Genomic DNA, 26,857 nt, shown 5'->3' with positions numbered 1-26,857 from the left:
ACGATTCATCCTTTTTCGGCTGCTTTTTATTACAGGCCCAGGTGTTATGCCCGACTACGTTAATTGGCTTCGTCACGCTTCTCCTTACATCAACGCCCACCGCGACTGCACCTTTGTGGTCATGCTGCCTGGCGACGGTGTGGAACATCCCAACTTCGGCAATATCGTCCACGACCTGGTGCTGCTGCACAGCCTGGGCGTGCGCTTGGTGCTGGTCCACGGTTCGCGCCCACAGATCGAAGTGCGCCTTGAAGCACGTGGCCTGATCCCGACTTATCACGAAGGCATGCGCATCACTGACGCGGCGACGCTGGAGTGTGTGATCGACGCGGTCGGCCACCTACGCATCGCCATTGAAGCGCGCCTGTCGATGGACATGGCCTCGTCGCCGATGCAGGGCTCGCGCCTGCGGGTAACCAGCGGTAATTTCGTGACCGCACGCCCCATTGGTGTATTGGACGGCGTGGACTACCACCACACCGGCGAAGTGCGCCGTGTCGATCGCAAGGGCATCAACCGCCTGTTGGACGAACGCTCCATCGTGTTGCTGTCGCCGTTGGGCTACTCGCCGACCGGTGAAATCTTCAACCTGGCCTGCGAAGACGTTGCCACCCGCGCCGCCATTGACCTGGGTGCCGACAAGCTGTTGCTGTTCGGCGCAGATATGGGCCTGATCGATGAACACGGTCGCCTGGTCCGTGAGCTGCGCCCGCAACAAGTGCCGGCTCACTTGCAACGCCTGGGCAGCAGCAACTATCAGGCTGAATTACTCGATGCGGCCGCCGAAGCGTGCCGGGGTGGGGTAGGGCGCAGTCATATTGTCAGCTACGCCGAAGACGGTGCCTTGCTCACCGAACTGTTCACCCGGGACGGCGGCGGTACGCTGGTAGCCCAGGAACAATTTGAGCAAGTGCGCGAAGCGGCGATTGAAGACGTGGGCGGTTTGCTCGACCTGATCAGCCCGTTGGAAGAGCAGGGCATCCTGGTGCGTCGTTCGCGGGAAGTGCTGGAGCGTGAGATCGAACAGTTCAGTGTGGTGGAACGCGAAGGCATGATCATCGCCTGTGCGGCGCTGTACCAGATCGCAGATTCGGACGCAGGTGAGCTGGCGTGCCTGGCGGTGAATCCGGAATACCGTCATGGCGCGAGGGGCGATGTGTTGTTGGAGCGCATCCAGGCCCGCGCTCGTGCGCAGGGTTTGAAGACCTTGTTTGTACTCACCACCCGTACCGCCCACTGGTTCCGTGAGCGGGGGTTTGTGCCGAGCAGCGTGGATCGCCTGCCATCGGCGCGGGCGTCGCTGTACAACTATCAGCGTAATTCGAAGATTTTCGAGAAGGCCCTGTAATCCCCATTCTGTAGGAGCCGGCTTGCCGGCGATGGCGTTTTCAAGGGCGCCATCGCCGGCAAGCCGGCTCCTACAGGGTCACGGTTTGACGAATTTATCGGTCACGTACGCTGAATAGTCTGGCAACACTGCCTCAACCTTTCCTTGTTCCTTCAAAAACTTCGCTGTCTCCCCAATCGCATTCGCCGTGCCGCCCTTTAGCAGCGCGTCAGTTTGCTGTGCCTGCGCATCCGGGAAGGTGGTGCCGGCCAGCAGTTCAGGAATGTCCGCCGCATTTGAGCCTGTCAATTTCGCTATTTTCTGTACCGGCTCAGAATCCACCGTCCAGCCGTCTTTATGGGCTGCGTACTCGGCAAACGAATCCAGGGTGACCTTGGCAAACTTGGCCACTACGTCAGGATGTTTTTCCGCGAAATCCTTGCGCGCCACCCACACCTCAAACGTCGGCGCGCCCCACTGACCCACCTGGGCCGCGTCTGTCAGGGTTTTGCCGGTCTTGCGGATTTCGCCCAGGGCCGGCGACCACACGAATGCGCCGTCGATATCGCCACGTTTCCACGCGGCGGCAATTTCAGCCGGTTGCAGGTTCACCACCTTGACTTGCTTGGTGTCCAGACCCCAGTGCTTCAGCGCGCCGAGCAGGCTGTAATGCGAGGTTGAGACAAATGGCGTGGCGATGGTTTTGCCGATCAGATCCTTGGGTGCGTCAATGTGGCTGCCGTTACGCACCACCAATGCTTCAGAAGTATTGATCTGGGCCGATACGATGAACGCGACGATGGGTAGGTTGCGAGAAGCCGCGGCCGCGAGGGGGCTGGAACCGAGATTGCCAATCTGCACATCGCCTGAGGCGATAGCGGTTACGACTTCCGGTCCACTGTTGAACCGGCGCCAGGCTATTTTTTCACCGATGGCCTTCTCATAGAGGCCGTCGGCCTGTGGGACTTTGCTGGGGTCAATACCGGTTTGGTAACCGATGGTTAAATCGGCGGCGTTGACACCAAAAGAAAGTATTAGTGACACAAAAACTGTAACAAATTGACGGGAGGATGTGCGTTTGGCCATGATGGCGTCGCCTTTTTGATCGTGGGTGACGTATGCAACAGTACGGCCACACTAATCGATCTAAAAAAGCGCTAACAAATACCCTTTAGGAATTAGCTTATGGAGCGGTTTGTCTACCCTGACTTGTCCGCGTCATAAAATGGCTTATTCCCAAATCGTATGAAAAAGAATGAAACAATTCTTTTTGGGTGTATGAAAAACTCATTACCCTGCAGGGACCAAATCAACTGCGATTAGACGAAGGTAGTAGACACACAAGGTTACGATTGACTTGGTAGTCACTATCTGGCGCTAATCGCGCATCTGTGGATCGAGGGCGTCAGACCCGAGACCAAAGAAATACAAAAATTAGAAATGAGAGGAGCGGTACATGAAGAAGTCAACATTGGCGTTGGCCGTAGCTTTGGCTGCGGTTGCCCAACAGGCAAACTCCGCCGGTTTCATCGAAGACAGCAAGGCAACACTGGGGCTGCGTAACTTCTACATCAACACGGATAACCGTGACGGTCACCGTGGCACTTCCAACTCGGCGAGCAAAAACGCTGAATGGGGCCAGGGCTTCGACCTGCGTTTCATCTCGGGTTACACCCAAGGCACCGTCCAATTTGGTGTTGACGCTATTGGCCTGTACGGCGTGCGTCTCGACTCCAGCCGTGCAGAACACGGCAACTACGGTGGCACCGCTTCCGGTGGCACCATCTTCCCAAGCGACGGCAACAAGGCTGTCCACGATTACGCCAGCCTGGGCGTGACCGGTAAGGTGAAGATCTCCCAAACCGAACTGAAGCTGGGCACCCTGCAGCCTAAGCTGCCGGTTATCGTGACCAACGATGGTCGTCTGCTGCCGCAAACCTTCCAAGGTGGCCAGATCACGACTAACGACATCAAGGATTTGACCTTGGTTGCTGGTCAGATCGAAAAGGCCAAGGGCCGTAACTCCAGCAATAACGAAAACCTGTCGATTGCCAGCGCCAACGCCAGCTCTAACTACAAGACAGGCGTGTTCAGCAACAAGTTCTACTACGCCGGTGGTGACTACAAGCTGACCAAAGACCTGACTGCCCAGTACTACTACGGCAACCTGGAAGACTTCTACAAGCAGCACTTCCTGGGTCTGACCCATAACTGGTCTATCGGCCCGGGCGTGTTGAAGTCTGACCTGCGTTACTTCAACAGTTCTGACGACGGCAAAAACGGCAACACTCCTGCCTACTACACCAGCGGTAACTACAATGGTGCCGTCTCAGGTAAAGGTAAGGTCGACAACAACCTGTACAGCGGCCTGTTCCTGTACACCGTTGCCGGTCACACCTTCGGTGGTGGTTACCAAGTCAGCAATGGCAGCAGCGACTTCCCTTGGCTGAACCAGGGTGACGGTTCGTCCGCTTACATCACGACCGACATGCAAATCCAGAAGTTCGCCCGTGCCGGCGAGCGTACCTGGCAAGCTCGCTACGCCTATGACTTCGCAAAAGTCGGCGTGCCTGGCCTGACTGCCGGCGTTGTCTACCTCAAAGGTACTGATATCGACACCGTTACGGCCGCTCGTGCCGAGCTGACCGGTCAGTCCGAGTGGGAGCGCGACATCACCGTTGCCTACGTGATTCCAGAAGGTCCGCTGAAAAACCTCGGCGTTGCCTGGAAAAACGCTATGTGGCGTACCGACCTGGCGAACACCCGTTCCCAAGACGAAAACCGTCTGATCGTCAGCTACTCGCTGCCACTGTTCTAGTAGCGTGAAGCTGTTGTAAGTGTGTAATGCCTTGCCCGGTGCAACACCGGGCAAGGTGTTTTACTTTCAAGTCGGGCTAAACCCCCGCAAGCCCTTCCTGAACCCCTCTTTGTACAGCGTCTCAAGGCCTTCTCGAACCTTGGAAACGATGGTGCTCCTCGCCTTCGAATACGTCCAATGAACAGATTTTTAATATTCCTTTATCGTCTAGATAAATCGATATTTATTCTTTTTAAATAATCGATATTCCATGCACAGTGGGCTCCATAAGCACTCACCAGGAGCCACACCATGAGCCTAAGACTGGGCGATATCGCCCCCGACTTCGAACAGGATTCCAGCGCCGGCAAGATTCGTTTCCACGAATGGCTGGGCGATAGCTGGGGTGTGTTGTTTTCCCACCCGGCGGATTTCACCCCGGTGTGCACCACCGAGCTGGGTTTCACCGCCAAGCTCAAGGACGAATTCGCCCAGCGCGGCGTCAAGGCCATCGCCCTGTCGGTCGACCCGGTGGATTCGCACCACAAGTGGATCGAAGACATCAACGAGACCCAGAACACCATCGTCAACTTCCCGATCCTGGCTGACGCCGATCGCAAGGTGTCCGACCTGTACGACCTGATCCATCCCAACGCCAGTGACACGCTCACCGTGCGCTCCTTGTTCGTGATCGACCCGAACAAGAAGATCCGCCTGACCATCACCTACCCGGCCAGCACCGGGCGCAATTTCCACGAAATCCTGCGGGTCATCGACTCGTTGCAGTTGACCGACAATCACAAGGTCGCCACGCCCGCCAACTGGCAGGACGGTGATGAAGTGGTGATCGTGCCGTCGCTCAAGGATGAGGAGGAAATCAAGAAACGCTTTCCGAAGGGTTATCGCGCGGTGAAGCCGTACCTGCGCCTGACGCCACAACCGAATCGCTGATCACATAGCAGGGGTTTTGAGGCCGTTTCGACGGCCTTTTTTTTCGTCTGGAGATTGAAAGAACCTATATGCATTTAGAGAATAAACACATGAAAAAATAAGATTTAAAGATATATGAATCTGCTGATAAGGTCTGTTCCATCTTGGCGCCATCGCCACACAGCGAACCGCCGACACCTGCTCAAGGAATTCCTGCATGTTGGTCGTAACACTTGGAGGCAGTCCCAGCCAGCGTTCCCGCTCCGGGGTGTTGCTGGATAAAACCCGTCAGTGGTTGCAAGACAAAGGCGTAGAAGTGGTGAGTTACCAGATACGGGACTTCCCGGCTGAAGACTTGCTGCATGCGCGCTTCGACAGCCCCAAGGTCATCGACCTGCTGCAACAAGTGGCTAATGCTGACGGCCTGGTGATCGCCACGCCGGTCTACAAGGCCTCGTTTTCCGGTGCGCTGAAAACCGTGCTGGACCTGCTGCCCGAACGCGCCCTGGCCCACAAGATCGTATTGCCGATGGCCACCGGTGGCAGCATCGCCCACATGCTGGCGGTGGACTACGCCTTGAAGCCGGTGCTATCGGCGCTCAAGGCCCAGGAGTTGCTCCACGGCATCTTCGCCGAAGACAGCCAGATCGCCTACGCCGAAGGCAGCGCCCAGGCGCAACTGGTGCCGGTACTTGAACACCGTTTACATGAAGCCTTGGAGACACTTTACGGCGCCATGGCCCGTCGCCCGAAACCGCTGGACCCCCATGTGTTGAATGAACGTTTGTTGAGTGCTCGCTGGAGCATTTAAGCCGTATCGAAACATAGAAGTACTCACCTTACTCAGCCGCCAACGGCCAAGCAGGTGCAGCCAACCCCCTTAAACGCATTATTGGAGAGAGCGCCATGCGCACTGTCATCTTGCGTCGTGGTCTGGTCGCACTGTTTGCTGCGGCTGTGTCCTTCGGCGCCATTGTTCAAGCCCAAGCCGCCGAGACCCTGCGGATCGGCTATCAAAAGTACGGCACGCTGGTGCTGCTCAAAGCCAAGGGCACCTTGGAAAAACGCCTGGCTGCCCAAGGCGTGAACGTGCAGTGGACCGAGTTTCCTGGTGGCCCGCAATTGCTGGAAGGCCTGAACGTCGGCTCCATCGACTTCGGCGTCACCGGCGAAACCCCACCCGTCTTCGCCCAGGCCGCTGGCGCCGATCTGCTCTACGTCGCCTACGAACCACCCGCGCCGACCAGCGAAGCGATCCTGGTGCCGAAAGACTCACCGATCAAATCCGTGGCAGAGCTCAAGGGCAAGAAAATCGTCCTGAACAAAGGCTCCAACGTGCATTACCTGCTGGTACGTGCCCTGGAAGACGCCGGCCTGAAATACACCGACGTGCAGACTGTGTTCCTGCCGCCCGCCGATGCGCGTGCCGCCTTCGAGCGTGGCAGCGTGGATGCTTGGGTGATCTGGGACCCGTACCAGGCCGCCGCCGAGAAACAACTGCAAGCCCGCACCCTTCGTGACGGTACTGGCATTGCCGACAACCACCAGTTTTATCTCGCGACCAAGCCTTACGCTGAAAAACACCCTGAAGTGGTCAAGGCGCTGATCGAAGAAGTGCGCGCCGTGGGCGAGTGGTCCAAGGCCAACCCGCAGGAAGTGACTGAACAAGTTGCCCCGCTGCTCGGCCTTCCAGCCGACATCACCCTGACCTCGGTGAAACGCCAAGGCTACGGTGCGCTGTTCCTGACCCCGGAAGTGGTCGCCGCCCAGCAGAAAATCGCCGACAGCTTCTACCAGCTCAAATTGATCCCCAAGCCCTTGAACATCAAGGACGTGATCTGGACACCCCCCGCCGCCGTGGCCAAAGCGCCGTAATCCGACTTCTTCAGGAGACAACTCCATGAGCCTCAATATTTTCTGGTTCCTGCCTACCCACGGCGACGGCCATTACCTTGGCACCGCCGAAGGCGCTCGCGCCGTCGACCACGGTTACCTGCAGCAAGTGGCCCAGGCCGCTGACCGCCTGGGTTTCGGCGGGGTGCTGATCCCTACCGGTCGCTCCTGCGAAGACTCGTGGTTGGTGGCGGCCTCGCTGATCCCGGTGACCCAGCGTCTGAAATTCCTGGTCGCCCTGCGCCCCGGGATCATTTCCCCGACGGTGGCCGCGCGTCAGGCCGCGACCCTGGACCGACTGTCCGGCGGCCGTGCCTTGTTCAACCTGGTGACCGGGGGTGACCCGGAAGAATTGGCCGGTGATGGCTTGTTCCTCAGTCATGAAGAGCGTTACCAGGCCTCGGTGGAATTCACCCGCATCTGGCGCCGTGTGCTGGAAGGCGAAACCGTGGACTACGACGGCGAGCACATCAGCGTCAAAGGTGCCAAGCTGCTCTACCCGCCGATCCAGCAACCGCGTCCGCCGCTGTACTTCGGCGGTTCTTCCGAAGCAGCCCAGGACCTGGCGGCCGAGCAGGTGGAGATGGTGTTGACCTGGGGTGAGCCACCCGCGGCTGTTGCGGAAAAAATCGAACAGGTTCGCGCCAAAGCGGCGAAGCTTGGGCGCACCGTGCGTTTTGGTATTCGCCTGCACGTGATCGTGCGTGAAACCAACGACGAAGCGTGGAAAGCCGCCGACAAACTGATCTCCCATCTGGACGATGACACCATCGCGCGTGCCCAGGCTTCCCTGGCGAGGTTCGACTCTGTCGGTCAGCAACGCATGGCGGCCTTGCATGGTGGCAATCGCGACAACCTGGAAGTCAGCCCCAACCTGTGGGCCGGTGTCGGCCTGGTGCGTGGCGGCGCAGGCACCGCCCTGGTGGGCGATGGCCCCACCGTGGCGGAACGCGTGAAGGAATACGCAGCCCTGGGCATCGACACCTTCATCTTCTCCGGTTATCCACACCTGGAAGAGTCGTATCGTGTCGCGGAACTGCTGTTCCCCCACCTGGATATTGAACGTCCCGAGTTGCCGAAAAGCGCCGGCTACGTCAGCCCGTTCGGCGAAATGGTCGCCAACGACATCCTTCCCAAAGCTGCGTCGGCGAGCTGAGGCAGCCCATGAACTATGAAAAACTGAGCCATCGGATAGCGCCCTGGGTGCTCCCGATTTTGTTACTCGCGGTGTGGCAGTTGTCGGTCTCGGCGGGTTGGTTGTCGACCCGCATTCTGCCAGCGCCGAGTGCCGTCATCGCCGCCGGTGTCCACTTGGTCGCCAGTGGCGAAATCTGGACTCACCTGGCCATCAGTGGCTGGCGTGCGGGTCTGGGCTTCGTGATTGGCGGCAGCATCGGCCTGGCCCTGGGCTTTATCACCGGCCTGTCGAAGTGGGGCGAACGCCTGCTGGACAGCTCGGTGCAGATGATCCGCAACGTGCCGCACTTGGCGCTGATTCCGCTGGTGATCCTGTGGTTTGGCATTGATGAGACGGCGAAGATTTTCCTGGTCGCCCTCGGCACGCTGTTTCCGATTTACCTCAACACCTACCACGGCATCCGCAACGTCGATCCGGCACTGGTGGAAATGTCGCGAAGCTACGGCTTGTCCGGGTTCAGCCTGTTCCGCCAGGTAATCCTGCCGGGCGCATTGCCGTCGATCCTGGTGGGCGTGCGCTTTGCCCTGGGCTTCATGTGGCTGACGCTGATCGTGGCGGAAACCATCTCCGCCAGTTCCGGTATCGGTTACCTGGCGATGAACGCCCGCGAATTCCTGCAAACCGACGTGGTGGTGTTGGCCATCGTCATGTACGCCATCCTCGGCAAACTCGCGGATCTGGCGGCTCGCGGCCTGGAGCGTGTGTGGCTGCGCTGGCACCCGGCGTATCAAGTGAATAAAGGAGGTGCGGCATGACCGCTCAACAACCTCCGCGCCTGCTCAAGGGAATTCCCCTGGCAGTACGCAAGCTGCGCAAGGCTTTTGGTGCGCGGGAAGTGCTCAAGGAGATCGACCTGCATATTCCGGCCGGCCAATTCGTGGCGGTGGTCGGCCGCAGTGGTTGCGGCAAAAGTACCTTGCTGCGCCTGCTGGCCGGTCTGGACAAAGCCAGCGGCGGTGAGCTGCTGGCCGGTTCTGCGCCGCTCAGTGAAGCGATTGAAGACACGCGGTTGATGTTCCAGGAAGCGCGCCTGCTGCCGTGGAAGAAGATCATCGACAACGTGGGCCTGGGCCTTAAAGGCAACTGGCGCCCCAAAGCGTTGGAAGCCCTGGAAGCGGTTGGCCTGGCCGAACGCGCCAATGAATGGCCGGCGGCGCTGTCCGGCGGGCAGAAACAACGCGTGGCCCTGGCCCGTGCGCTGATCCACCAACCGCGCTTGCTGCTGCTGGATGAGCCGTTGGGTGCGCTGGATGCCTTGACCCGTATCGAGATGCAGCAACTGATCGAAAACCTCTGGCAGAAGCACGGCTTCACTGTGTTGCTGGTCACCCACGACGTCAGCGAAGCCGTGGCGATTGCCGACCGGGTGATCCTGATCGAAGACGGTGAAATCGGCTTGGACCTGATCGTCGACCTGCCACGCCCACGTGCCCGCGGCTCACACCGCCTGGCTGCGCTGGAAGCTGAAGTGCTCAACCGTGTGTTGTCCCTGCCGGGCTCGCCACCGGAACCCGAACCTGTTTCACCGCTGCCTACGCAATTGCGTTGGGCTCAATAAACAAAGGAAGAACATCATGACTATTAAAGCAATCAACGTGCGTAACCAGTTCAAAGGCACCATCAAGGAAATCGTCGAAGGCGACGTGCTGTCGGAAATCGACGTGCAGACGGCGTCCGGCATCGTGACGTCCGTGATCACCACCCGCTCGGTCAAAGAGCTGGAGCTGGTGATTGGCAGTGAAGTGATTGCCTTCGTTAAATCCACCGAGGTATCGATTGCCAAGTTGTGATCGTTCTTGAGGTCGCCATCGGGGGCTTGCCCCCGATGAGGCCATTCCAGTCACCCAAGAAATCAGCGTTTGGGCAAATAGGCCGGCAAATACAGCCCCACATACGCATCAAAAACCCGCATCCCTTCCTCCGCCATGCGCGGCGTGATCAACCCATGCTGATGCACCGAGCGCGCATAGACGCGGTCGCTCAACTCCAGGGCCAACGCAAACACGTCCACATCATTCGGTAGCGCCGGCACTTCAAAGTGACGGTTGAACACCGTGAGCATCAAATCGCCCAACTCCAGATCATGCTGACGATCCGCCTGGGTCACCTCCGTCAGCCCATGTTGGGCCAGGATCAACTGGCGGGCGGCGGCATCCTGATCGTAGACAGTGAGCATGCGCTGCTCAACGATGTAGGACAGGTCGCGCCAATGCTTGAGTGAGTCATGGTCGATGGGGGCCTGGATAGCCGCCCGGAATGCGCCGTGAACGTCAGCGGTCAAGGCTTCCAGCAAGGCCGGCACACTGGCGAAAAAGTGATACACCGACGACGGCGGAATCTGCGCCCGCTCGGCCACGCTATAGATCGACAAACTCGCCACGCCTTCGGCCGCCAGCAGGGTGCGGGCAGCGTCGAGGATCGCATCGATCCGGGCCTGGCTGCGGGCGCGGGGTTTGCGGGGGGCGGCGGGGCGGGTGGTCATGGAAGTCTCCTACAAGGCAGAGCGCATTGTACGCAGAGCATAAGGATGATCCATACCTGTGAGGCGACTGTGTACGTGTGGCGAGCGGGCTTGCCCCGCGTTGGGCCGCGCAGCGGCCCCAATAAAAAACGCCGAGTTCCTTCTGAAAGAACTCGGCGTCTGGATTTAGGGCTGCTTCGCAGCCCAACGCAGGGCAAGCCTGCTCGCCACAACAAGGCAGCTCACTACAGCGAGCCAACTCAACACATTTACAGTCGCAACCGCTTACACGGTATGCAAGTACCAGTTGTACTCAAGGTCGGAGATGGAGTGTTCGAACTCTTCCAGCTCACTTTCCTTACAGGCGACGAAGATATCGATGTATTTAGGATCGATGTACTTGGCCATCACCTCGCTGTCGTCCAACTCGCGCAATGCATCGCGCAGGTTGTTCGGCAGGCTCTGCTCGTTTTGCTCGTAGCTGTTGCCTTCCACGGGTGCGCCAGGCTCGATCTTGTTGGTCAGGCCGTGGTGCACGCCTGCCAGGACCGAAGCCATCAGCAGGTAAGGGTTGGCGTCGGCACCGGCCACACGGTGTTCGATACGTACGGCGTCGGACGAGCCGGTCGGTACGCGGATCGCCACGGTGCGGTTATCCAGGCCCCAGCACGGCGAGTTCGGCACGTAGAACTGTGCGCCGAAACGACGGTAGGAGTTGACGTTGGGGCACAGGAACGCCATTTGGGCGGGCAGGGTCTCGAGCACACCGCCGATCGCGTGACGCAATGCGGCGTTCTGCTCGGGATCCTCGCTGGCAAAAATGTTCTTGCCGTCCTTGTCCAGAATGGAGATGTGTACGTGCAAACCGTTGCCTGCCTGGCCCGGGTAAGGCTTGGCCATGAAGGTGGTGTCCATCTCATGGTCGTAGGCGATGTTCTTGATCAGGCGCTTGAGCAGTACCGCGTAGTCGCAGGCCTTGATCGGGTCGGCCACGTGGTGCAGGTTCACTTCGAACTGCGCCGGGGCACTTTCCTTGACGATGGCGTCGGCCGGGATGCCTTGCTCCTTCGCACCTTCCAGAATGTCCTGGAGGCAGTCGACGTATTCGTCGAGGTCGTCGATCAGGTAGACCTGTGTCGAGTGCGGGCGTTTGCCGGAGATCGGCGAGCGGGGCGGTTGTGGGCGGCCGTTCACGTTCTCCTGGTCGATCAGGTAGAACTCAAGTTCGAAGGCGGCGCAGATGGTCAGACCGAGGTCGTCGAATTTGGTTACAACTTGGCGGAGCACTTCGCGCGGATCGGCGAAGAAAGGTTCACCTTCAAGTTCGTGCATGGTCATCAGCAGTTGCGCGGTAGGGCGCTTTTGCCAGGGTTCATTGCACAGGGTGTCGGGGATCGGATAACAGATTCGGTCAGCATCACCGATGTCCAGGCCCAGGCCGGTGCTTTCCACCGTAGAGCCGTTGATATCCAGGGCAAATAAAGAGGCAGGCAGGTTAATGCCCTTCTCGTAAACCTTGTGGAGGCTGGTGCGTTCGATGCGCTTGCCGCGCACCACACCATTCATATCCGCAATTAGAAGGTCTACGTACAGAACCTCAGGATGATCCTTAAGGAACGCGTTCGCTTCGTTAAGCTGAACGGCACGCGGGGGTACCGACATGATGCAACACCTTTGTTGTTAAAAATATCAATCATTGATCTTTTCTGGTTTCAGTCAACCCGAACGGCATGCCGAAGTCAAGCGAGGCCTTTTTTGCCCTAAAAAAGCGCTGCGATGGCTTTTTTGGGGCGTTTTGGGGCGGTTTTTCGGGTTTGAAGGTCTTGGGACTCGCAGGCTTGAGCGGCCCGTGTTGTATTTTTTACGGGGGTGTTGTGTAAAAAAATGAACAAGGCTAAGCTCGATTCAAACCCATAACAGCAATAATACCGGGGTGCTTCATGTTTCACCTGCCGCCCAACGGCGTCTTGGCCTGCTTCAGCCGGGCTGTGTCATCCGTCCATTCTTCCCGCGTGAATACCCGCGCACCGGCCAATATTCTTGACGCCCGGGCCGACCTCTTTTTTGCCTCCTCATTTGCCACCGAACGGCGTGCGCCTCGCGTGCTGCTCAAGATTGCGCACAACTTTGGCGTGAGGAATGCAACGCTGCAGCAAATGGCAGGTAAGCTCCTACCCTGAATGAAAAAACGACGCGGATGCTGCGTCAACCAACGCCTGGCCTTTAATGGATGCCAGGAAACCCAGCCCAGAGGCATTTATGAGTAACAACCTCGACCAGCTCACCGATTGGTTGAAAGACCACAAGATCACAGAAGTCGAATGCATGATTGGCGACCTCACCGGCATCACCCGGGGCAAGATCTCGCCGACCAACAAGTTCATCGCCGAAAAAGGCATGCGCCTGCCCGAGAGCGTTCTGTTGCAGACCGTGACCGGCGACTATGTCGAAGACGACATCTATTACGAATTGCTCGACCCGGCTGACATCGACATGATCTGCCGCCCTGACCAGAACGCTGTGTACCTGGTGCCCTGGGCCATCGAGCCCACCGCCCAGGTGATCCACGACACCTACGACAAGCAAGGCAACCCGATCGAGCTGTCGCCGCGCAACGTACTCAAGAAAGTCCTCAAGCTCTACGCCGACAGGGGCTGGCAGCCCATCGTGGCGCCGGAGATGGAGTTCTACCTGACCAAACGCTGCGAAGACCCGGACTTCCCGCTGCAACCGCCGATTGGTCGTTCCGGTCGCCCGGAGACCGGTCGCCAGTCCTTCTCTATAGAAGCAGCCAACGAATTCGACCCCTTGTTCGAAGACGTCTACGACTGGTGCGAACTGCAGGAACTGGACCTCGACACCCTGATCCACGAAGACGGCACCGCGCAGATGGAAATCAACTTCCGTCACGGCGATGCGCTGTCCCTGGCCGACCAGATCCTGGTGTTCAAGCGCACCATGCGTGAAGCCGCGCTCAAGCACGACGTGGCCGCCACCTTCATGGCCAAGCCGATGACCGGCGAGCCCGGCAGCGCGATGCACCTGCACCAGAGCATCATCGACATCGCCACCGGCAAAAACGTCTTCTCCAATGAAGACGGGACCATGAGCCAGCTGTTCCTCAACCACATTGGCGGCCTGCAGAAATTCATCCCTGAACTGCTGCCGTTGTTTGCCCCCAACGTGAACTCGTTCCGCCGCTTCCTGCCCGACACCTCGGCGCCGGTGAACGTGGAATGGGGCGAAGAAAACCGCACCGTGGGCTTGCGTGTTCCGGATGCCGGCCCGCAGAACCGTCGTGTGGAAAACCGCCTGCCGGGCGCTGACGCCAACCCGTACCTGGCGATTGCCGCCAGCCTGTTGTGCGGCTACATCGGCATGGTCGAAGGCCATAACCCAAGCGCGCCAGTGGTGGGTCGTGGTTACGAGCGGCGCAACCTGCGCCTGCCGTTGACCATCGAAGACGCCCTGGAGCGTATGGAAAACAGCAAGACCATCGAGAAATACCTGGGTCAAAAATTCATCACAGGCTACGTCGCGGTCAAGCGGGCCGAGCATGAAAACTTCAAGCGCGTGATCAGTTCGTGGGAGCGGGAATTCCTGCTCTTCGCCGTCTGATGCGCCGGGCGCGCCTTTTAAACGGCGCGCCCTTCACTGAAAAGTCTAGGAGATTGGTATGTCCAGCAACAACCCGCAAACCCGTGAATGGCAAGCCTTGAGCAGTGATCACCACCTGGCGCCGTTCAGCGACTTCAAGCAATTGAAAGAGAAAGGCCCGCGCATCATTACCAAAGCCCACGGCGTCTACCTGTGGGACAGCGAAGGCAACAAGATCCTCGACGGCATGGCCGGCCTGTGGTGCGTGGCAATCGGTTACGGTCGCGATGAACTGGCTGACGCCGCCGCCAAGCAGATGAAAGAACTGCCGTACTACAACCTGTTCTTCCAGACCGCTCACCCGCCGGTGCTGGAATTGGCCAAGGCCATTTCCGACATCGCGCCTGCCGGCATGAACCACGTGTTCTTCACCGGTTCCGGCTCCGAAGGCAACGACACCATGTTGCGTATGGTCCGCCACTACTGGGCGATCAAGGGCCAGCCAAACAAGAAAACCATCATCAGCCGCAAGAATGGCTATCACGGTTCCACCGTGGCCGGCGCCAGCCTGGGCGGCATGACCTATATGCATGAGCAGGGCGACTTGCCGATTCCTGGCATCACCCACATCGCCCAGCCTTACTGGTTTGGCGAAGGCGGCGACATGAGCCCCGAAGAATTCGGCGTGTGGGCTGCCAACCAGTTGGAAGAAAAGATTCTGGAGCTGGGCGTGGACAACGTCGGCGCCTTTATTGCCGAGCCGATCCAGGGTGCCGGTGGCGTGATCGTACCGCCGGCCACCTACTGGCCGCGCATCAAGGAAATCCTCGCCAAGTACGACATCCTGTTCATCGCCGACGAAGTGATCTGCGGTTTCGGCCGTACCGGTGAGTGGTTCGGTAGCGACTTCTACGACCTCAAGCCGCACATGATGACCATCGCCAAGGGCCTGACCTCGGGTTACATCCCCATGGGCGGCCTGATCGTGCGCGATGAAGTGGTGGACGTCCTTAATGAAGGCGGTGATTTCAACCACGGTTTCACCTATTCCGGTCACCCGGTTGCCGCCGCGGTGGCGCTGGAAAACATCCGCATCATGCGCGATGAAAAAATCGTTAACCGTGTCCACGACGAAACGGCACCGTATTTGCAGAAACGTCTGAGGGAATTGGCGGACCATCCGCTGGTGGGCGAAGTGCGTGGTGTGGGTATGCTCGGCGCCATTGAACTGGTGCAGGACAAGGCCACGCGCAAGCGCTACGAAGGCAAGGGCGTCGGCATGATCTGCCGCACGTTCTGCTTCGAGAATGGCCTGATCATGCGCGCCGTGGGCGACACCATGATCATTTCGCCACCGCTGGTGATCAGCAAGGCAGAAATCGACGAGTTGGTGACCAAGGCTCGTCAGTGCCTGGACCTGACTTTGGCGGCATTGCAGGGCTAAGTGCTAGGCTCAGAACGCAGCGGCTTTCGGGCACTGCGTCTGAGTGGTTATAAAAATGGGGGCATTGGTTGAAAGCCGGCCCTCGAACTTGCCAGACTGTCGCCCTGTTTTGTTGCCCTTTGGCTGGGCCTCGAAACATATGAAGCTTGTGGCCCAAAAAAGAAAAAATTGGAGCATCACCAAATGAAGGCATTAGGTTTGAAGAACGCTGGCAAGACCCTCCTCGCCTTGTCCCTGATGGGCGCAATGGCGGGCGCGGCCCAGGCTGACGATAAAGTGCTGCACGTCTACAACTGGTCCGACTACATTGCACCGGACACCATCGCCAACTTTGAAAAAGAGTCCGGCATCAAAGTGGTGTACGACGTTTTCGACAGCAACGAAACCCTGGAAGCCAAGTTGCTGGCAGGCAAGTCCGGTTACGACATCGTCGTACCGTCGAACAACTTCCTCGCCAAGCAGATCAAGGCCGGTGTCTACCAGGAGCTGGACAAGTCCAAGCTGTCCAACTACGACAACCTGAACAAATCCCTGCTTAAAGCCGTGTCGGTCAGCGACCCGGACAACAAGCACGCCTTCCCGTACATGTGGGGCTCCATCGGCATCGGCTACAACCCGGAGAAGGTCAAGGCCGCGCTGGGCGTGGACAAGATCGATTCGTGGGACGTGCTGCTCAAGCCAGAGAACATCGCCAAGCTGAAAAGCTGCGGCGTGAGCTTCCTCGATTCGCCAACCGAAATGCTGCCGGTGGCGCTGCATTACCTGGGCCTGCCGACCGACACCCAGAAGAAGGCCGACCTGAAGCAGGCTGAAGACCTGTTCCTGAAAATCCGTCCTTCGATCGGCTACTTCCACTCGTCCAAGTACATCTCCGACCTGGCCAACGGCAACATCTGCGTGGCCGTGGGTTACTCGGGTGACATCGAACAGGCCAAGTCCCGCGCGGCTGAAGCCGGTGGCAAGGTCAAGGTGGCCTACGATATTCCGAAAGAAGGCGCTGGCAGCTTCTTCGACATGGTCGCCATCCCTAAAGATGCCGAGAACGTCGACGCCGCCTACAAGTTCATGAACTACCTGCTCAAACCGGAAGTCATGGCTGAAATCACCAACAGCGTTCACTTCCCGAACGGTAACGAGAAGGCTACCGCACTGGTCGACAAAGAAATCACCAGCGACCCGGGCATCTACCCGCCAGCGGACGTGCAGGCCAAGCTCTACGCCATTGCTGACCTGCCGGCTGCAACCCAGCGTGAAATGACACGCAGCTGGACCAAGATCAAGTCCGGTAAATAACCGGTCTTTGTTAACCACCGCGCCTGGCGCGGTGGTTATCGAAACAATTAAATGACAGAAAGTTTTGCCGGATCGGTTTATCGAGGGTAAGTTGCGCGCCGGTTTTGTTGCCGGGCAACAACTTTGGGCCCAACTATTTAAGAGGACCTCCACTTGCCAATTTCTTTATTTCGCAAAGCCATGCTGGTGGGTGCAGGTATCACGCTGACGTTGAGCGTGCAGGCCGCACCGACGGTGCATATTTATAACTGGTCGGATTACATCGGCACCGACACCCTGGCCAACTTCGAAAAAGCCAGCGGCATCAAGCCCGTGTATGACGTGTTTGACTCCAACGAAACCCTGGAAGGCAAGCTGCTGGCCGGGCGTACCGGTTACGACGTGGTGGTGCCGTCCAACCACTTCCTGGGCAAGCAGATCAAAGCCGGGGCGTTCCAGAAGCTCGACAAGTCATTGCTGACGAATTACGCCAACCTCGACCCGGCGCTGCTCAAGCGCCTGGAAAAGAATGACCCGGGCAACCAGTACGCCGTGCCGTACCTGTGGGGCACCAATGGCATCGGCTACAACGTCGATAAAGTGAAGGAAGTGCTGGGCGTCGACCATATCGACTCCTGGGCGGTGCTGTTCGAGCCTGAGAACATGAAGAAGCTGGCGACCTGTGGCGTGTCGTTCATGGACTCGGCGGACGAAATGCTGCCGGCGGTGCTCAACTACATGGGCCTGAACCCCAACAGCACGAACCCGGATGACTACAAGAAGGCCGAAGAGAAGTTGCTGAAAGTGCGGCCGTACGTGACCTACTTCCATTCTTCCAAATACATCTCGGACCTGGCCAACGGCAACATCTGCGTGGCGGCGGGTTTCTCCGGTGATGTGTTCCAGGCCAAGGCCCGTGCGGCCGAGGCTGGCAAGGGCGTGAACATCGCCTACGCGATTCCGAAAGAAGGCGGCAACCTGTGGTTCGACGTGCTGGCCATCCCCAAGGATGCCACCAACGTCAAAGAGGCCCACGCCTTCATCAACTATTTGCTGCAACCTGAGGTGATCGCCCAGGTCAGTGATTACGTCGGTTATGCCAACCCTAACCCAGGGGCGGACAAATTGATGGAGCAATCGATACGCACGGACGAAGCGGTTTACCCACCGCAGGCGGTACTCGACAGGACCTTTGTCAACTTCGAGCTACCCCCGAAAGTGCAACGTTTGATGACCCGTAGCTGGACCAAGGTCAAGACGGGTAAGTAAGGCTCAACCTATCAAGGTTCGTCCGTATTGGACGTTCCGCACTCTTTTTTTTCTGGGAGTTTCGTAAATGGCAGTTGCCTCCGGCGCCTATAAGAAAGCCCTCGAAGGGGACCAGACACCGAAGAAGGTGCTGGTCAAAATCGACCGGGTCACGAAGAAGTTCGACGAGACGATTGCCGTGGACGATGTGTCCCTGGAAATCAAGAAAGGCGAGATCTTCGCCCTGCTCGGCGGTTCGGGTTCGGGCAAGTCCACCTTGCTGCGCATGCTCGCGGGTTTCGAGCGCCCGACCGAGGGGCGTATCTACCTCGATGGCGAAGACATCACTGACATGCCGCCCTACGAGCGGCCGATCAACATGATGTTCCAGTCCTATGCCTTGTTCCCGCACATGACCGTGGCGCAGAACATCGCGTTCGGCCTGCAACAGGACAAGATCCCCAAGGCTGAAGTCGACGCCCGTGTGGCCGAGATGCTCAAGCTGGTGCAGATGAGCCAGTACGCCAAGCGCAAGCCGCACCAGTTGTCCGGTGGCCAGCGTCAGCGTGTGGCCCTGGCCCGTTCCCTGGCCAAGCGTCCGAAACTGCTGCTGCTCGATGAGCCCATGGGCGCCCTCGACAAGAAACTGCGTTCGCAGATGCAGCTGGAACTGGTGGAAATCATCGAGCGCGTCGGTGTGACCTGCGTGATGGTGACCCACGACCAGGAAGAGGCCATGACCATGGCCGAGCGCATTGCGATCATGCACCTGGGCTGGATCGCCCAGATCGGCAGCCCGATCGACATCTACGAAACGCCTACCAGCCGCTTGGTGTGCGAGTTCATCGGCAACGTCAACATCTTCGACACCCAAGTGGTGGATGACGCCGAAGGCCACGCGGTGCTCAAGTGTGCTGACCTGGACCGCGACATCTACGTGGGCTACGGCATCGCCACGTCGGTGGAAGACAAGTCGGTGACCTACGCGATCCGTCCGGAAAAACTGCTGGTCACCACCGAAATGCCGACCTGCGAGCACAACTGGTCCAGCGGCAAGGTGCACGACATCGCTTATCTGGGTGGCCACTCGGTGTTCTACGTGGAGCTGCCGAGCGGCAAGCTGGTGCAGTCCTTCGTGGCCAACGCCGAGCGCCGTGGCCAGCGGCCAACCTGGGGTGACCAGGTCTACGTGTGGTGGGAAGACGACAGCGGCGTGGTACTTCGCTCATGAACATGAAGAAGCTCAAGCGCCGCCTGCAACGAATAACGCCCAGTGGCCGTCATGCGGTCATTGGCATTCCCTTCCTGTGGCTGTTCCTGTTCTTCATGCTGCCGTTCTTCATCGTCCTGAAGATCAGTTTTGCCGAAGCCGACGTCGCGATCCCGCCGTACACCGAGATCTACACCTTCGTTGAGCAGAAACTGCAGTTGGTGCTCAACCTGGGCAACTACGCGATGCTCGGCGACGACGAGTTGTACATCGCCGCGTACCTGGGCTCGCTGAAAATGGCGTTCTTCAGCACGCTGCTGTGCCTGCTGATCGGCTACCCGATGGCCTACGCCATTGCCAGTGCGCGCAAAGAGATGCAGACCGTCCTGGTGCTGCTGATCATGATGCCGACCTGGACTGCGATCCTGATCCGCGTGTATGCGTGGATGGGCATCCTCAGCAACAACGGTTTGCTCAATGGCTTCCTGATGTCCATCGGGTTGATCAACGAGCCGCTGCAGATCCTCAACACCAACATCGCGGTGTATATCGGCGTGGTCTATTCGTACCTGCCGTTCATGATCCTGCCGCTGTACGCCAACCTGGTGAAACACGACCAGAGCCTGCTGGAAGCCGCATCCGACCTGGGTTCGAGCACCTTCAACAGCTTCTGGAAGATCACCGTGCCGCTGTCCAAGAACGGCATCATCGCCGGCTGCATGCTGGTGTTCATCCCCGTGGTGGGTGAGTTTGTGATCCCGGAACTGCTGGGCGGCCCGGAAACCCTGATGATCGGTAAAGTGTTGTGGCAAGAGTTCTTCAACAACCGTGACTGGCCGGTGGCGTCTGCCCTGGCGGTGGTGATGCTGGCGATCCTGATCGTGCCGATCATCCTGTTCAACCGCAGCCAAGCCAAAGAGATGGAGGGCAAGATATGAAGCGCTTCAGATTCTCCAGCTTTATGCTGGTGGCGGGGTTGTTGTTCATCTACCTGCCGATGCTGATCCTGGTGATCTACTCGTTCAACGAATCCAAGCTGGTGACAGTGTGGGGCGGTTGGTCGATCAAGTGGTACGTGGGCCTGCTGGACAACACCCAGTTGATGGGCTCGGTGGCGCGCTCCCTGGAAATCGCCTGCTACACGGCGGTGGCCGCGGTGGCGCTGGGTACGTTGGCGGCCTTCGTGCTGACGCGCATCAGCCAGTTCAAGGGCCGCACGCTGTTCGGCGGCCTGGTGACCGCGCCGTTGGTCATGCCCGAAGTGATCACCGGTCTGTCGCTGTTGCTGCTGTTTGTGGCGATGGCGCAAATGATCGGCTGGCCCCAGGAGCGTGGCATCGTCACCATCTGGATCGCCCACACCACCTTCTGTGCGGCGTATGTGGCGGTGGTGGTGTCGGCGCGACTGCGTGAGCTGGACCTGTCGATCGAAGAAGCGGCGATGGACCTGGGCGCGCGGCCGTGGAAGGTGTTCTTCCTGATCACCATCCCCATGATCGCGCCGTCGTTGGCGGCGGGCGGCATGATGTCGTTCGCGCTGTCGCTGGATGACCTGGTATTGGCCAGCTTCGTGTCGGGGCCGGGTTCGACCACCTTGCCGATGGAGGTGTTCTCGGCAGTGCGCCTTGGGGTTAAACCCGAGATCAACGCCGTCGCCAGCCTGATCCTGTTGGCGGTGTCGCTGGTGACCTTCCTGGTGTGGTTCTTCAGCCGTCGAGCCGAAGAGCACCGCAAGAAAGCTATCCAACAAGCGATTGAAGAAGCGGCGGCGGATGGCTGGCAGCAGCCGGACAAGCGTCGGGCGCCTTCACCGGTCTAAAACCCACGTGTAGGAGCCGGCTTGCCGGCGATGGCGGTGTGTCAGTCGACAGATGAGTCAGCTGGCACGCCGCCATCGCTGGCAAGCCAGCTCCTACAGTGGTTTTGTGGTGTTTATAAGGTTGTGTTTCAGGCAGTCCACGGCGATTTGCGGATCACCTCCACAAAATTCATCGGCTTGAACCCCGGCTCCTGATCCACCAGCACATCCGTCTTCACGTTGCCAAACGTGGTCTGCGGACGATGGCGCAAGCCGTCGGCAAACGCGCAGATGATGCACTCCTTGAACCCTTCACCACGTGGATGCGCATGCACCACGGCTTCGCGCTGCACGCTGGAAAATGCGGCGTAGTCCATGCCCAGCACGTCCATTTCCACACCGGCCGTCACCAGCGCCACGGTCGGACGCAGATGCTGCGGTACGCCCGGTGTGGTGTGCAGGGCGATGGACAGCCACACCTGTTCGATGTCGTCATCGCTCAGCCCGTAAGGCTTGAGAAAGGCCGCCGCCGCGTTGGCGCCGTCGACTTCGAAGCGCTCGTTGTCACTGCGATGGCCTTCCACCAGGCCCAGGTCATGGAACATCGCGCCGACGTAGAGCAGTTCCGGGTTGTAGGCGAGTTGCTTGCGTTCGCCGCTCAACGCGCCGAACAGGAACACCCGGCGAGAGTGGTGGTAGAGCAGGTCGGATTCGACGTCGCGGATGTATTCGGTGGTGGCCTTGGCCAGGGCGCTGTCCGGGATCTGGATGCCGGCGATGGTGGTAGTCATGGTGGTTCTCCTCTGGAAAGATTCCAGTCTGGTCGCGTGCCAGCGAAGGGGCCATTGCGGCGAGGGTGCGATCCCGGCCAATGTGCCTTGATATCGCGCCAGGTCGTATCTCTGTAGGAGCGAGCTTGCTCGCGAAAAACGCCAGGGCGCCGCGCCCATCCAGGCAGAACGCGTTATCGTTAACGTTCTTCGCGAGCAAGCTCGCTCCTACAGGTCATCACAAGGCTTACCGACCATGGGCAAAACCGTCGCCATCCTGATCTTCCCCGGCGTCCAGTCATTGGACGTGACCGGTCCCATGGATGTGTTCTGCGAGGCCAACCGCTTTTTACCGCCCCAGGACCATTACCAGTTGGAAGTGATCGGCTTCAGCCACGGCAACATGGCCGCTTCCAACGGCCTGTCATTGCAGGCCCACCATCACTACAGCGAAGCCCTGCGAGCCTACGACCTGCTGCTGGTCGCCGGCGGCCCCCAGTTGCCCTTCGAAGACTTCGGCGCCGAGTTCGATGACTGGCTGCGTGGCGCCAGTGCCCGTGCGCAACGTTTTGGCTCGATCTGCAACGGCGCCTTCATGCTGGCGCGCGCCGGGCTGTTGGATGGCAAAACCGTCACCACCCACTGGAATGACGCAGCGGACCTAGCGCGCCTGTGCCCCACGGCCCAGGTCGACGCCGACCGCCTCTATGTGCAGGACGGCAATCTCTACACCTCGGCCGGGGTCACGGCGGGCATCGATCTGTCGTTGTATTTACTGGCCCAGGATCACGGCCCGGAAGTCGCGTTGAGTGTGGCCAAGCGCCTGGTGGTGTTCACCCAGCGCTCGGGCGGGCAGTCACAATTCAGTCCGTTCCTCACCCCCCACGCCGAAACCACCTCGGCGGTGGCGCTGGTGCAGCTGTACGTGTTGGCGAACCTGACGGGGGATTTGACCATTGCCGACCTGGCCAAGGCAGCCAATATGAGCGCGCGTAATTTCTCCCGGGTGTTTGCCCGCGAGGCGCGGATCACGCCGGCGGAGTTTGTCGAACGGGCGCGGGTCGACGCGGCGCGGGTCATGCTTGAAAGCAGCCCCGCACCGCTCAAGACCGTCGCCTACCAATGCGGTTTTCGCGACGCCCAGCACATGCGCAGTGTGTTCAACCGCCGGCTGGGCGTGACGCCGCAACAGTTCCGGCTTAACTTTGCGGCGCCGGTTTGAGGGTGTCGTAGGCTTCCAAAGCGCGCAGCGAGTAGATGTACGCCGCGCCCGCATTCAGCGAGATCGCGGTGGCCAGGGTTGCGGCGACTTCTTCGCGGGTGGCGCCGGCCTTGATCGCCGCGTCGGCATGCACGCCGATGCAGCCATCGCAGCGGGTGGTGATGGCCACGGCGATGGAGATCAGTTCACGGGTCTTGGCGTCGAGCACGTTGTTTTCTTCGGCGGCTTCGCCCAGCGCCATGTAGGCTTTGACCATCTTCGGGTTGCTCTTGCCCAGCGCGCCAAAGGCTTTCTTCACGGTAGGCAGCAAGTCGGACCAGTTATTGAACATTGCGGTAACTCCTGAACAGGTTTGGTTGGTGTGGAACCAGTCTCTTCCGTTCGGAGGTGGCGTTATTGTTCAATCCGCTCATCTTTTTGACCGATGCTCGCAAATGAATTCGATCGACACACTCATCGCGCTGGCCAACCTGCGCGGCAGTTTGGATCTACGCTGTCAATTCCAGGGGGACTGGGCCCTGGACCACTCGCCGGAAAGCCTCGGCGTGGCGCCTTACCACATCGTGCTCAGCGGCACTTGTCGTGCCGAGTTGTCGGGAGGGCAACAAGTGACGCTGGAAGAGGGCGATATCCTGCTGATGCCCGGCGGTGCCACGCACTTGCTGCGCAGCCAGGGTGCGCGGATCCGGCCGATGCAACCGCAAGTGGTCAACGGTGGTCTGCTCCCGGTGCATCGTTTGGGCGGCGACCGGCCGGACCTGGACATGCTCTGTGGCAGCTTCCACTACAACCGCCAGTCACTGCTGCTCGGCGCGTTGCCGGAGTACCTGGTGGTGTCCAGTCGTGAATGGCAGGGCGACGGGCAACTGGCGGCGTTGATCGCGTTATTGCGCAGTGAAGCGGACGGCCAGCAATTGGGCGCGCGCTCCTTTATCGATGCGTTGTCGTCGGCGCTGTTTACCCTGATCCTGCGTACTTGGCTGGCCCGTCAGGCACCCGTGGCCGGCACCTTCGCGCTGCTCGCCGACAAGCGCCTGAGCAAGGCCTGGCAAGCGATGCTGGCCGATCCGGGGCATGAGTGGACGATCGACAGCCTGGCGGCGGCTGCGACGATGTCACGCGCCACCTTCATGCGTGCGTTCGTGAAAGTGGCAGGCGTGTCGCCGTGGGTGCTGCTGACCCAGTTGCGCATGGAGCTGGCCTTCAACCTGTTGCGCCAGTCGCACCTGAGCCTGCTGGATATCGCCGCCCAGGTGGGTTACCAGTCCCAGGCGGCGTTCAGCAAGAAATTCAAGGAAACCTATGGCGAGGCGCCGGGGCGCCTGCGGTCATCGGGCGGGTAGCAACTTGAGGGTGCCTCGGGTGTTGGCGGTGACTTCCTCGTCAGTGAAGTGCGCCTGTTCGTAGCCGCCTTCGATGTAGGTTTCCGCCTGGTCGCCGTAATGCCGGTCAAACGGCACACCGCTTTGGCCGACCGGGTTGATGGTCAGGGCGTGGGCCGCGTCGGCGAAGTCGATCAGGCGGCGAGTCGAAGGCCCGTAGGTGACGGGCCACGGTGCCGGGCCGATGTTGGCTGACTGGTTGTTCGGCACTTCGTGGGTGCCCGGCGCCGGGAACGGGCCGACGTTGAAGATCAGGTCCAACGGCTTCTGCGAGCCCAGCGGATGGCCATGGGTCAGGGTATGGGCCTTGCCCCACTGCCATTGGCTCGGGTCATCGCCGAAGTTGGCCTTGAGGTGCGCAAGGCTGTTGTCCCAGGCGAGCTTGACGGTGTCGGCGCGCTTGCCGTCCCACCACGGCGAATCCGGCGCGGCGGCCAGGCGTGGCAGGGCGGCGTCGATCACGCGGGTGCCGAGCAGGGTCTTGAACATGCCGTCGCCGAGTTTCGGGTGAAAGGCGGCGTCGGCCAGGTTGAACAGGAATTGGTTGAACAGCGTGGCGCTGGTCGAGTCCAGCGGGTAGTCACCCTTCCAGCTTGCAAGCTGCTCCACCAGTTTCAACTGCGCCGGGTCTTTGACCACCTCACGCAGCACCGGCAACAGCGGCGTCAGCAGGCGCGGGCCGAAGGCGGTGGTGGTGCCGAGCTGCAAGGCCTGGCTGTTGTTCACATCCCACTTCACGCTCTTGTCGCTCAACTGCGCGTTCAACTGTTGGCCGCGATCGGCCAGGTTGTAGTAACCGGGAATCTCCATGCCGGTCGGCGAGACCGGCTGGGCATTGGCTGACACCACGTATCCGCGCGCCGGGTTTTCTTCCTGGGGGTTGGCGCTGAAGGGGTAGAAGCCCAGCTTGTCGGCCTGGACGGTGCTGCCGTCGAGGATAAACCCGGCGTTGACCCCGGCCGGTCGGATCGGCAACTGCGCCGCCGCCCACCAGCCAATATCACCCTTGGCATTCGCCCACACAATGTTCAGCCCCGGTGCAGACACCTTGGCCGCCGCCGCGCGTGCCTTCACCAGCGTGTCGGCGCGGTTGAGCTGGTAGAAGCCCTCAAGGATCGGATTCTGGGTATCGAGGAACGCCCACCACATGGCAATCGGCGTCTTGCCGGCGTTTTCGCCCAGCACGTCATTGATGATCGGGCCGTGGGGCGATTGGCGCAGGGTCAACGTCACCGGCGCCTGGCCCTTCACTGCGATCTGCTGCTCGGTGCTGGTCATGTCGACCCACTGGTCGTGGTACCAGACCTGGTTGGGGTTGTCCGGGTTGACCTTCTCGGCAATGAGGTCGAGGTCGTCGTTCTGGAACATGGTCAGGCTCCAGCCGAAATCCAGGTTGTGCCCCAGGAACGCCACCGGCACCAGTGCATTGTGATAGCCATACAGCTCGAAACCCGGCGCCGACAACTGCGCCTCGTACCACACCGACGGCACCGAGAACCGGATGTGCGGGTCACCGGCGAGCAAAGGCTTGCCGCTCTTGGTGCGGCTGCCGCTGATGGCCCAGGCGTTGCTGCCTTCGAACTGCGGCAGGCCGTTGTCGGCCAGGGCCTGTTCGCTCAGGGAGGCGAGGGCGCCGAGGGCCTGCCAATCGCTGGCGGCGAGGTTGAGGGCGCCTTTGGGTTGCCAGTCCAGGTCGAAGACTTTCAGGTAGTCACTGCCCAGTTGGTCGCGGATGTACGTCAGCACGGGCTCGGTACGAAACGCGGCGGCAAAGCTGTAGGCCATGTACCCGGCGACGCTGATGGTGTCCTCGGCGGTAAACGGTCGTTTAGGGATGCCCAGCACGTCGAACTCCATCGGGCTGGCGTGGCTGTCCTGATACTGGTTGATCCCGTCCAGATAGGCTTGCAGGGCCTTCCAATGCGCCGATTCGTGGTCGAGTTGCGCCACATAGGTGGCCGCTCGGTCGCGAATGCGCAGGCTGCGGAATAGCTTGTCGGTCTCCAGCACCTTGGGCCCCAGCACCTCGGCCAGTTCGCCTCGGGCCAGGCGCCGCATGATCTCCATCTGGAACAGTCGGTCCTGGGCGTGCACGTAGCCCAGGGCGCGGTACAGGTCGGTTTCGTTCTCGGCTTGGATGTGTGGCACGCCACGGTCGTCGTAACGCACCGTGACCGAGCCTTGCAGGTTGGCCAGTGTGACCGTGCCCTGGCGGGTGGGCTGCTTGCTGTACAGGTACCCGCCGGCGCCGACGGCGACCAGCACGACAAGAACCGCGAGAACCCGCAAGACGCGCTTCATGAACATT

25 protein-coding genes are annotated in these 26,857 nt (G+C 59.9%); 19 read left to right on the top strand and 6 right to left on the bottom strand.

Going from position 1 to position 26,857, the window contains the following annotated elements; genetic code table 11:
• Nucleotides 1–46: 46 nt before the first annotated feature.
• Nucleotides 47–1,348, top strand: a complete 1,302-nt coding sequence (gene argA / locus CI807_RS05020) for an amino-acid N-acetyltransferase (protein WP_095013929.1) — start codon at nucleotides 47–49, stop codon at nucleotides 1,346–1,348.
• Between the two features lie 78 nt (nucleotides 1,349–1,426).
• On the opposite strand, the gene tauA is transcribed toward argA, so the two are convergent.
• Nucleotides 1,427–2,413 (bottom strand): taurine ABC transporter substrate-binding protein, encoded by a 987-nt coding sequence (gene tauA / locus CI807_RS05015; RefSeq protein WP_095013928.1) that lies wholly within the window; start codon nucleotides 2,411–2,413, stop codon nucleotides 1,427–1,429.
• 370 nt (nucleotides 2,414–2,783) lie between these two features.
• Here tauA and CI807_RS05010 point away from each other — a divergent pair, with 370 nt between their 5' ends.
• The 8 genes from CI807_RS05010 (at nucleotide 2,784) to CI807_RS04975 (ending at nucleotide 9,935) form a co-directional block, all read left to right on the top strand.
• Nucleotides 2,784–4,145, top strand: coding sequence for an OprD family porin (locus tag CI807_RS05010; protein WP_095013927.1), 1,362 nt, complete (start codon nucleotides 2,784–2,786; stop codon nucleotides 4,143–4,145).
• 291 nt (nucleotides 4,146–4,436) lie between these two features.
• Entirely contained in the window at nucleotides 4,437–5,075 is a 639-nt protein-coding gene (locus CI807_RS05005; RefSeq protein ID WP_016978988.1) for a peroxiredoxin, read from the top strand.
• A 196-nt stretch (nucleotides 5,076–5,271) separates the two neighbouring features.
• Complete coding sequence (gene ssuE, locus CI807_RS05000) at nucleotides 5,272–5,865, top strand: NADPH-dependent FMN reductase (protein ID WP_016978989.1); 594 nt, start codon at nucleotides 5,272–5,274, stop codon at nucleotides 5,863–5,865.
• A 95-nt stretch (nucleotides 5,866–5,960) separates the two neighbouring features.
• Nucleotides 5,961–6,929 carry a sulfonate ABC transporter substrate-binding protein gene (locus tag CI807_RS04995; RefSeq protein WP_016978990.1) on the top strand — a complete coding sequence of 323 codons (969 nt, stop codon included), beginning with the start codon at nucleotides 5,961–5,963 and terminating at the stop codon, nucleotides 6,927–6,929.
• Nucleotides 6,930–6,954: 25 nt separating this feature from the next.
• Nucleotides 6,955–8,103, top strand: a complete 1,149-nt coding sequence (ssuD, locus tag CI807_RS04990) for an FMNH2-dependent alkanesulfonate monooxygenase (RefSeq protein ID WP_028618375.1) — start codon at nucleotides 6,955–6,957, stop codon at nucleotides 8,101–8,103.
• A gap of 8 nt (nucleotides 8,104–8,111) precedes the next feature.
• Nucleotides 8,112–8,900 (top strand): aliphatic sulfonate ABC transporter permease SsuC, encoded by a 789-nt coding sequence (gene ssuC / locus CI807_RS04985; protein WP_028618374.1) that lies wholly within the window; start codon nucleotides 8,112–8,114, stop codon nucleotides 8,898–8,900.
• On the top strand, nucleotides 8,897–9,703 hold the full coding sequence (gene ssuB / locus CI807_RS04980; protein ID WP_017139537.1) for an aliphatic sulfonates ABC transporter ATP-binding protein: 807 nt from the start codon (nucleotides 8,897–8,899) through the stop codon (nucleotides 9,701–9,703). The genes ssuC and ssuB overlap by 4 nt, the downstream gene beginning before the upstream one ends.
• A gap of 16 nt (nucleotides 9,704–9,719) precedes the next feature.
• Nucleotides 9,720–9,935 carry a molybdopterin-binding protein gene (locus tag CI807_RS04975; RefSeq protein WP_003213899.1) on the top strand — a complete coding sequence of 72 codons (216 nt, stop codon included), beginning with the start codon at nucleotides 9,720–9,722 and terminating at the stop codon, nucleotides 9,933–9,935.
• 62 nt (nucleotides 9,936–9,997) lie between these two features.
• On the opposite strand, the gene CI807_RS04970 is transcribed toward CI807_RS04975, so the two are convergent.
• Both CI807_RS04970 and CI807_RS04965 read right to left on the bottom strand, forming a co-directional pair.
• The gene (locus CI807_RS04970; RefSeq protein ID WP_095013926.1) at nucleotides 9,998–10,627 is read right to left on the bottom strand and encodes a TetR/AcrR family transcriptional regulator; all 630 of its coding nucleotides are present in this window, start codon (nucleotides 10,625–10,627) and stop codon (nucleotides 9,998–10,000) included.
• Nucleotides 10,628–10,891: 264 nt separating this feature from the next.
• A complete protein-coding gene (locus tag CI807_RS04965) occupies nucleotides 10,892–12,268 on the bottom strand; it encodes a glutamine synthetase family protein (RefSeq protein WP_032858908.1) in 1,377 nt (458 codons plus the stop codon).
• Between the two features lie 278 nt (nucleotides 12,269–12,546).
• Here CI807_RS04965 and CI807_RS04960 point away from each other — a divergent pair, with 278 nt between their 5' ends.
• From CI807_RS04960 to CI807_RS04925, 8 genes are all read left to right on the top strand, one after another.
• Nucleotides 12,547–12,786 (top strand): hypothetical protein, encoded by a 240-nt coding sequence (locus CI807_RS04960; protein ID WP_080589281.1) that lies wholly within the window; start codon nucleotides 12,547–12,549, stop codon nucleotides 12,784–12,786.
• Between the two features lie 79 nt (nucleotides 12,787–12,865).
• Nucleotides 12,866–14,224, top strand: a complete 1,359-nt coding sequence (locus tag CI807_RS04955) for a glutamine synthetase family protein (protein WP_095013925.1) — start codon at nucleotides 12,866–12,868, stop codon at nucleotides 14,222–14,224.
• A 58-nt stretch (nucleotides 14,225–14,282) separates the two neighbouring features.
• On the top strand, nucleotides 14,283–15,647 hold the full coding sequence (locus CI807_RS04950; protein ID WP_016978998.1) for an aspartate aminotransferase family protein: 1,365 nt from the start codon (nucleotides 14,283–14,285) through the stop codon (nucleotides 15,645–15,647).
• Between the two features lie 198 nt (nucleotides 15,648–15,845).
• Nucleotides 15,846–16,940, top strand: coding sequence for a polyamine ABC transporter substrate-binding protein (locus CI807_RS04945; protein WP_028618369.1), 1,095 nt, complete (start codon nucleotides 15,846–15,848; stop codon nucleotides 16,938–16,940).
• 153 nt (nucleotides 16,941–17,093) lie between these two features.
• Nucleotides 17,094–18,188, top strand: a complete 1,095-nt coding sequence (locus CI807_RS04940; RefSeq protein ID WP_016979000.1) for a polyamine ABC transporter substrate-binding protein — start codon at nucleotides 17,094–17,096, stop codon at nucleotides 18,186–18,188.
• 67 nt (nucleotides 18,189–18,255) lie between these two features.
• Nucleotides 18,256–19,398, top strand: coding sequence for an ABC transporter ATP-binding protein (locus CI807_RS04935; protein ID WP_033897564.1), 1,143 nt, complete (start codon nucleotides 18,256–18,258; stop codon nucleotides 19,396–19,398).
• Nucleotides 19,395–20,315, top strand: a complete 921-nt coding sequence (locus CI807_RS04930) for an ABC transporter permease subunit (RefSeq protein ID WP_016979002.1) — start codon at nucleotides 19,395–19,397, stop codon at nucleotides 20,313–20,315. The genes CI807_RS04935 and CI807_RS04930 overlap by 4 nt, the downstream gene beginning before the upstream one ends.
• Complete coding sequence (locus CI807_RS04925; RefSeq protein WP_095013924.1) at nucleotides 20,312–21,196, top strand: ABC transporter permease subunit; 885 nt, start codon at nucleotides 20,312–20,314, stop codon at nucleotides 21,194–21,196. Before CI807_RS04930 ends, CI807_RS04925 begins: the two co-directional genes overlap by 4 nt.
• Nucleotides 21,197–21,324: 128 nt before the next feature.
• Here the strand turns inward: CI807_RS04925 and CI807_RS04920 are convergent, their stop codons facing one another.
• Complete coding sequence (locus tag CI807_RS04920) at nucleotides 21,325–21,966, bottom strand: HD domain-containing protein (RefSeq protein WP_095013923.1); 642 nt, start codon at nucleotides 21,964–21,966, stop codon at nucleotides 21,325–21,327.
• 235 nt (nucleotides 21,967–22,201) lie between these two features.
• Here CI807_RS04920 and CI807_RS04915 point away from each other — a divergent pair, with 235 nt between their 5' ends.
• Nucleotides 22,202–23,167: a GlxA family transcriptional regulator gene (locus CI807_RS04915; RefSeq protein ID WP_095013922.1), complete on the top strand. Its 966-nt coding sequence runs from the start codon at nucleotides 22,202–22,204 to the stop codon at nucleotides 23,165–23,167.
• On the opposite strand, the gene CI807_RS04910 is transcribed toward CI807_RS04915, so the two are convergent.
• Nucleotides 23,145–23,498 carry a carboxymuconolactone decarboxylase family protein gene (locus CI807_RS04910; RefSeq protein ID WP_016973032.1) on the bottom strand — a complete coding sequence of 118 codons (354 nt, stop codon included), beginning with the start codon at nucleotides 23,496–23,498 and terminating at the stop codon, nucleotides 23,145–23,147. The two genes, CI807_RS04915 and CI807_RS04910, sit on opposite strands and share 23 nt — an antisense overlap.
• A 103-nt stretch (nucleotides 23,499–23,601) precedes the next feature.
• Between CI807_RS04910 and CI807_RS04905 the strand changes: the two genes are divergently transcribed.
• The gene (locus tag CI807_RS04905) at nucleotides 23,602–24,510 is read left to right on the top strand and encodes an AraC family transcriptional regulator (protein ID WP_095013921.1); all 909 of its coding nucleotides are present in this window, start codon (nucleotides 23,602–23,604) and stop codon (nucleotides 24,508–24,510) included.
• On the opposite strand, the gene CI807_RS04900 is transcribed toward CI807_RS04905, so the two are convergent.
• On the bottom strand, nucleotides 24,496–26,850 hold the full coding sequence (locus CI807_RS04900) for a penicillin acylase family protein (RefSeq protein ID WP_095013920.1): 2,355 nt from the start codon (nucleotides 26,848–26,850) through the stop codon (nucleotides 24,496–24,498). The genes CI807_RS04905 and CI807_RS04900 overlap by 15 nt on opposite strands.
• Nucleotides 26,851–26,857: the final 7 nt, after the last annotated feature.

Origin of the sequence: Pseudomonas sp. NS1(2017), assembly GCF_002269425.1 — a bacterium.
Taxonomy (GTDB): Bacteria; Pseudomonadota; Gammaproteobacteria; order Pseudomonadales; family Pseudomonadaceae; genus Aquipseudomonas; species Aquipseudomonas reactans.
The sequence above is the reverse complement of the archived record's forward strand: the minus strand, read 5'-3'. Positions and strand labels throughout refer to the sequence as shown.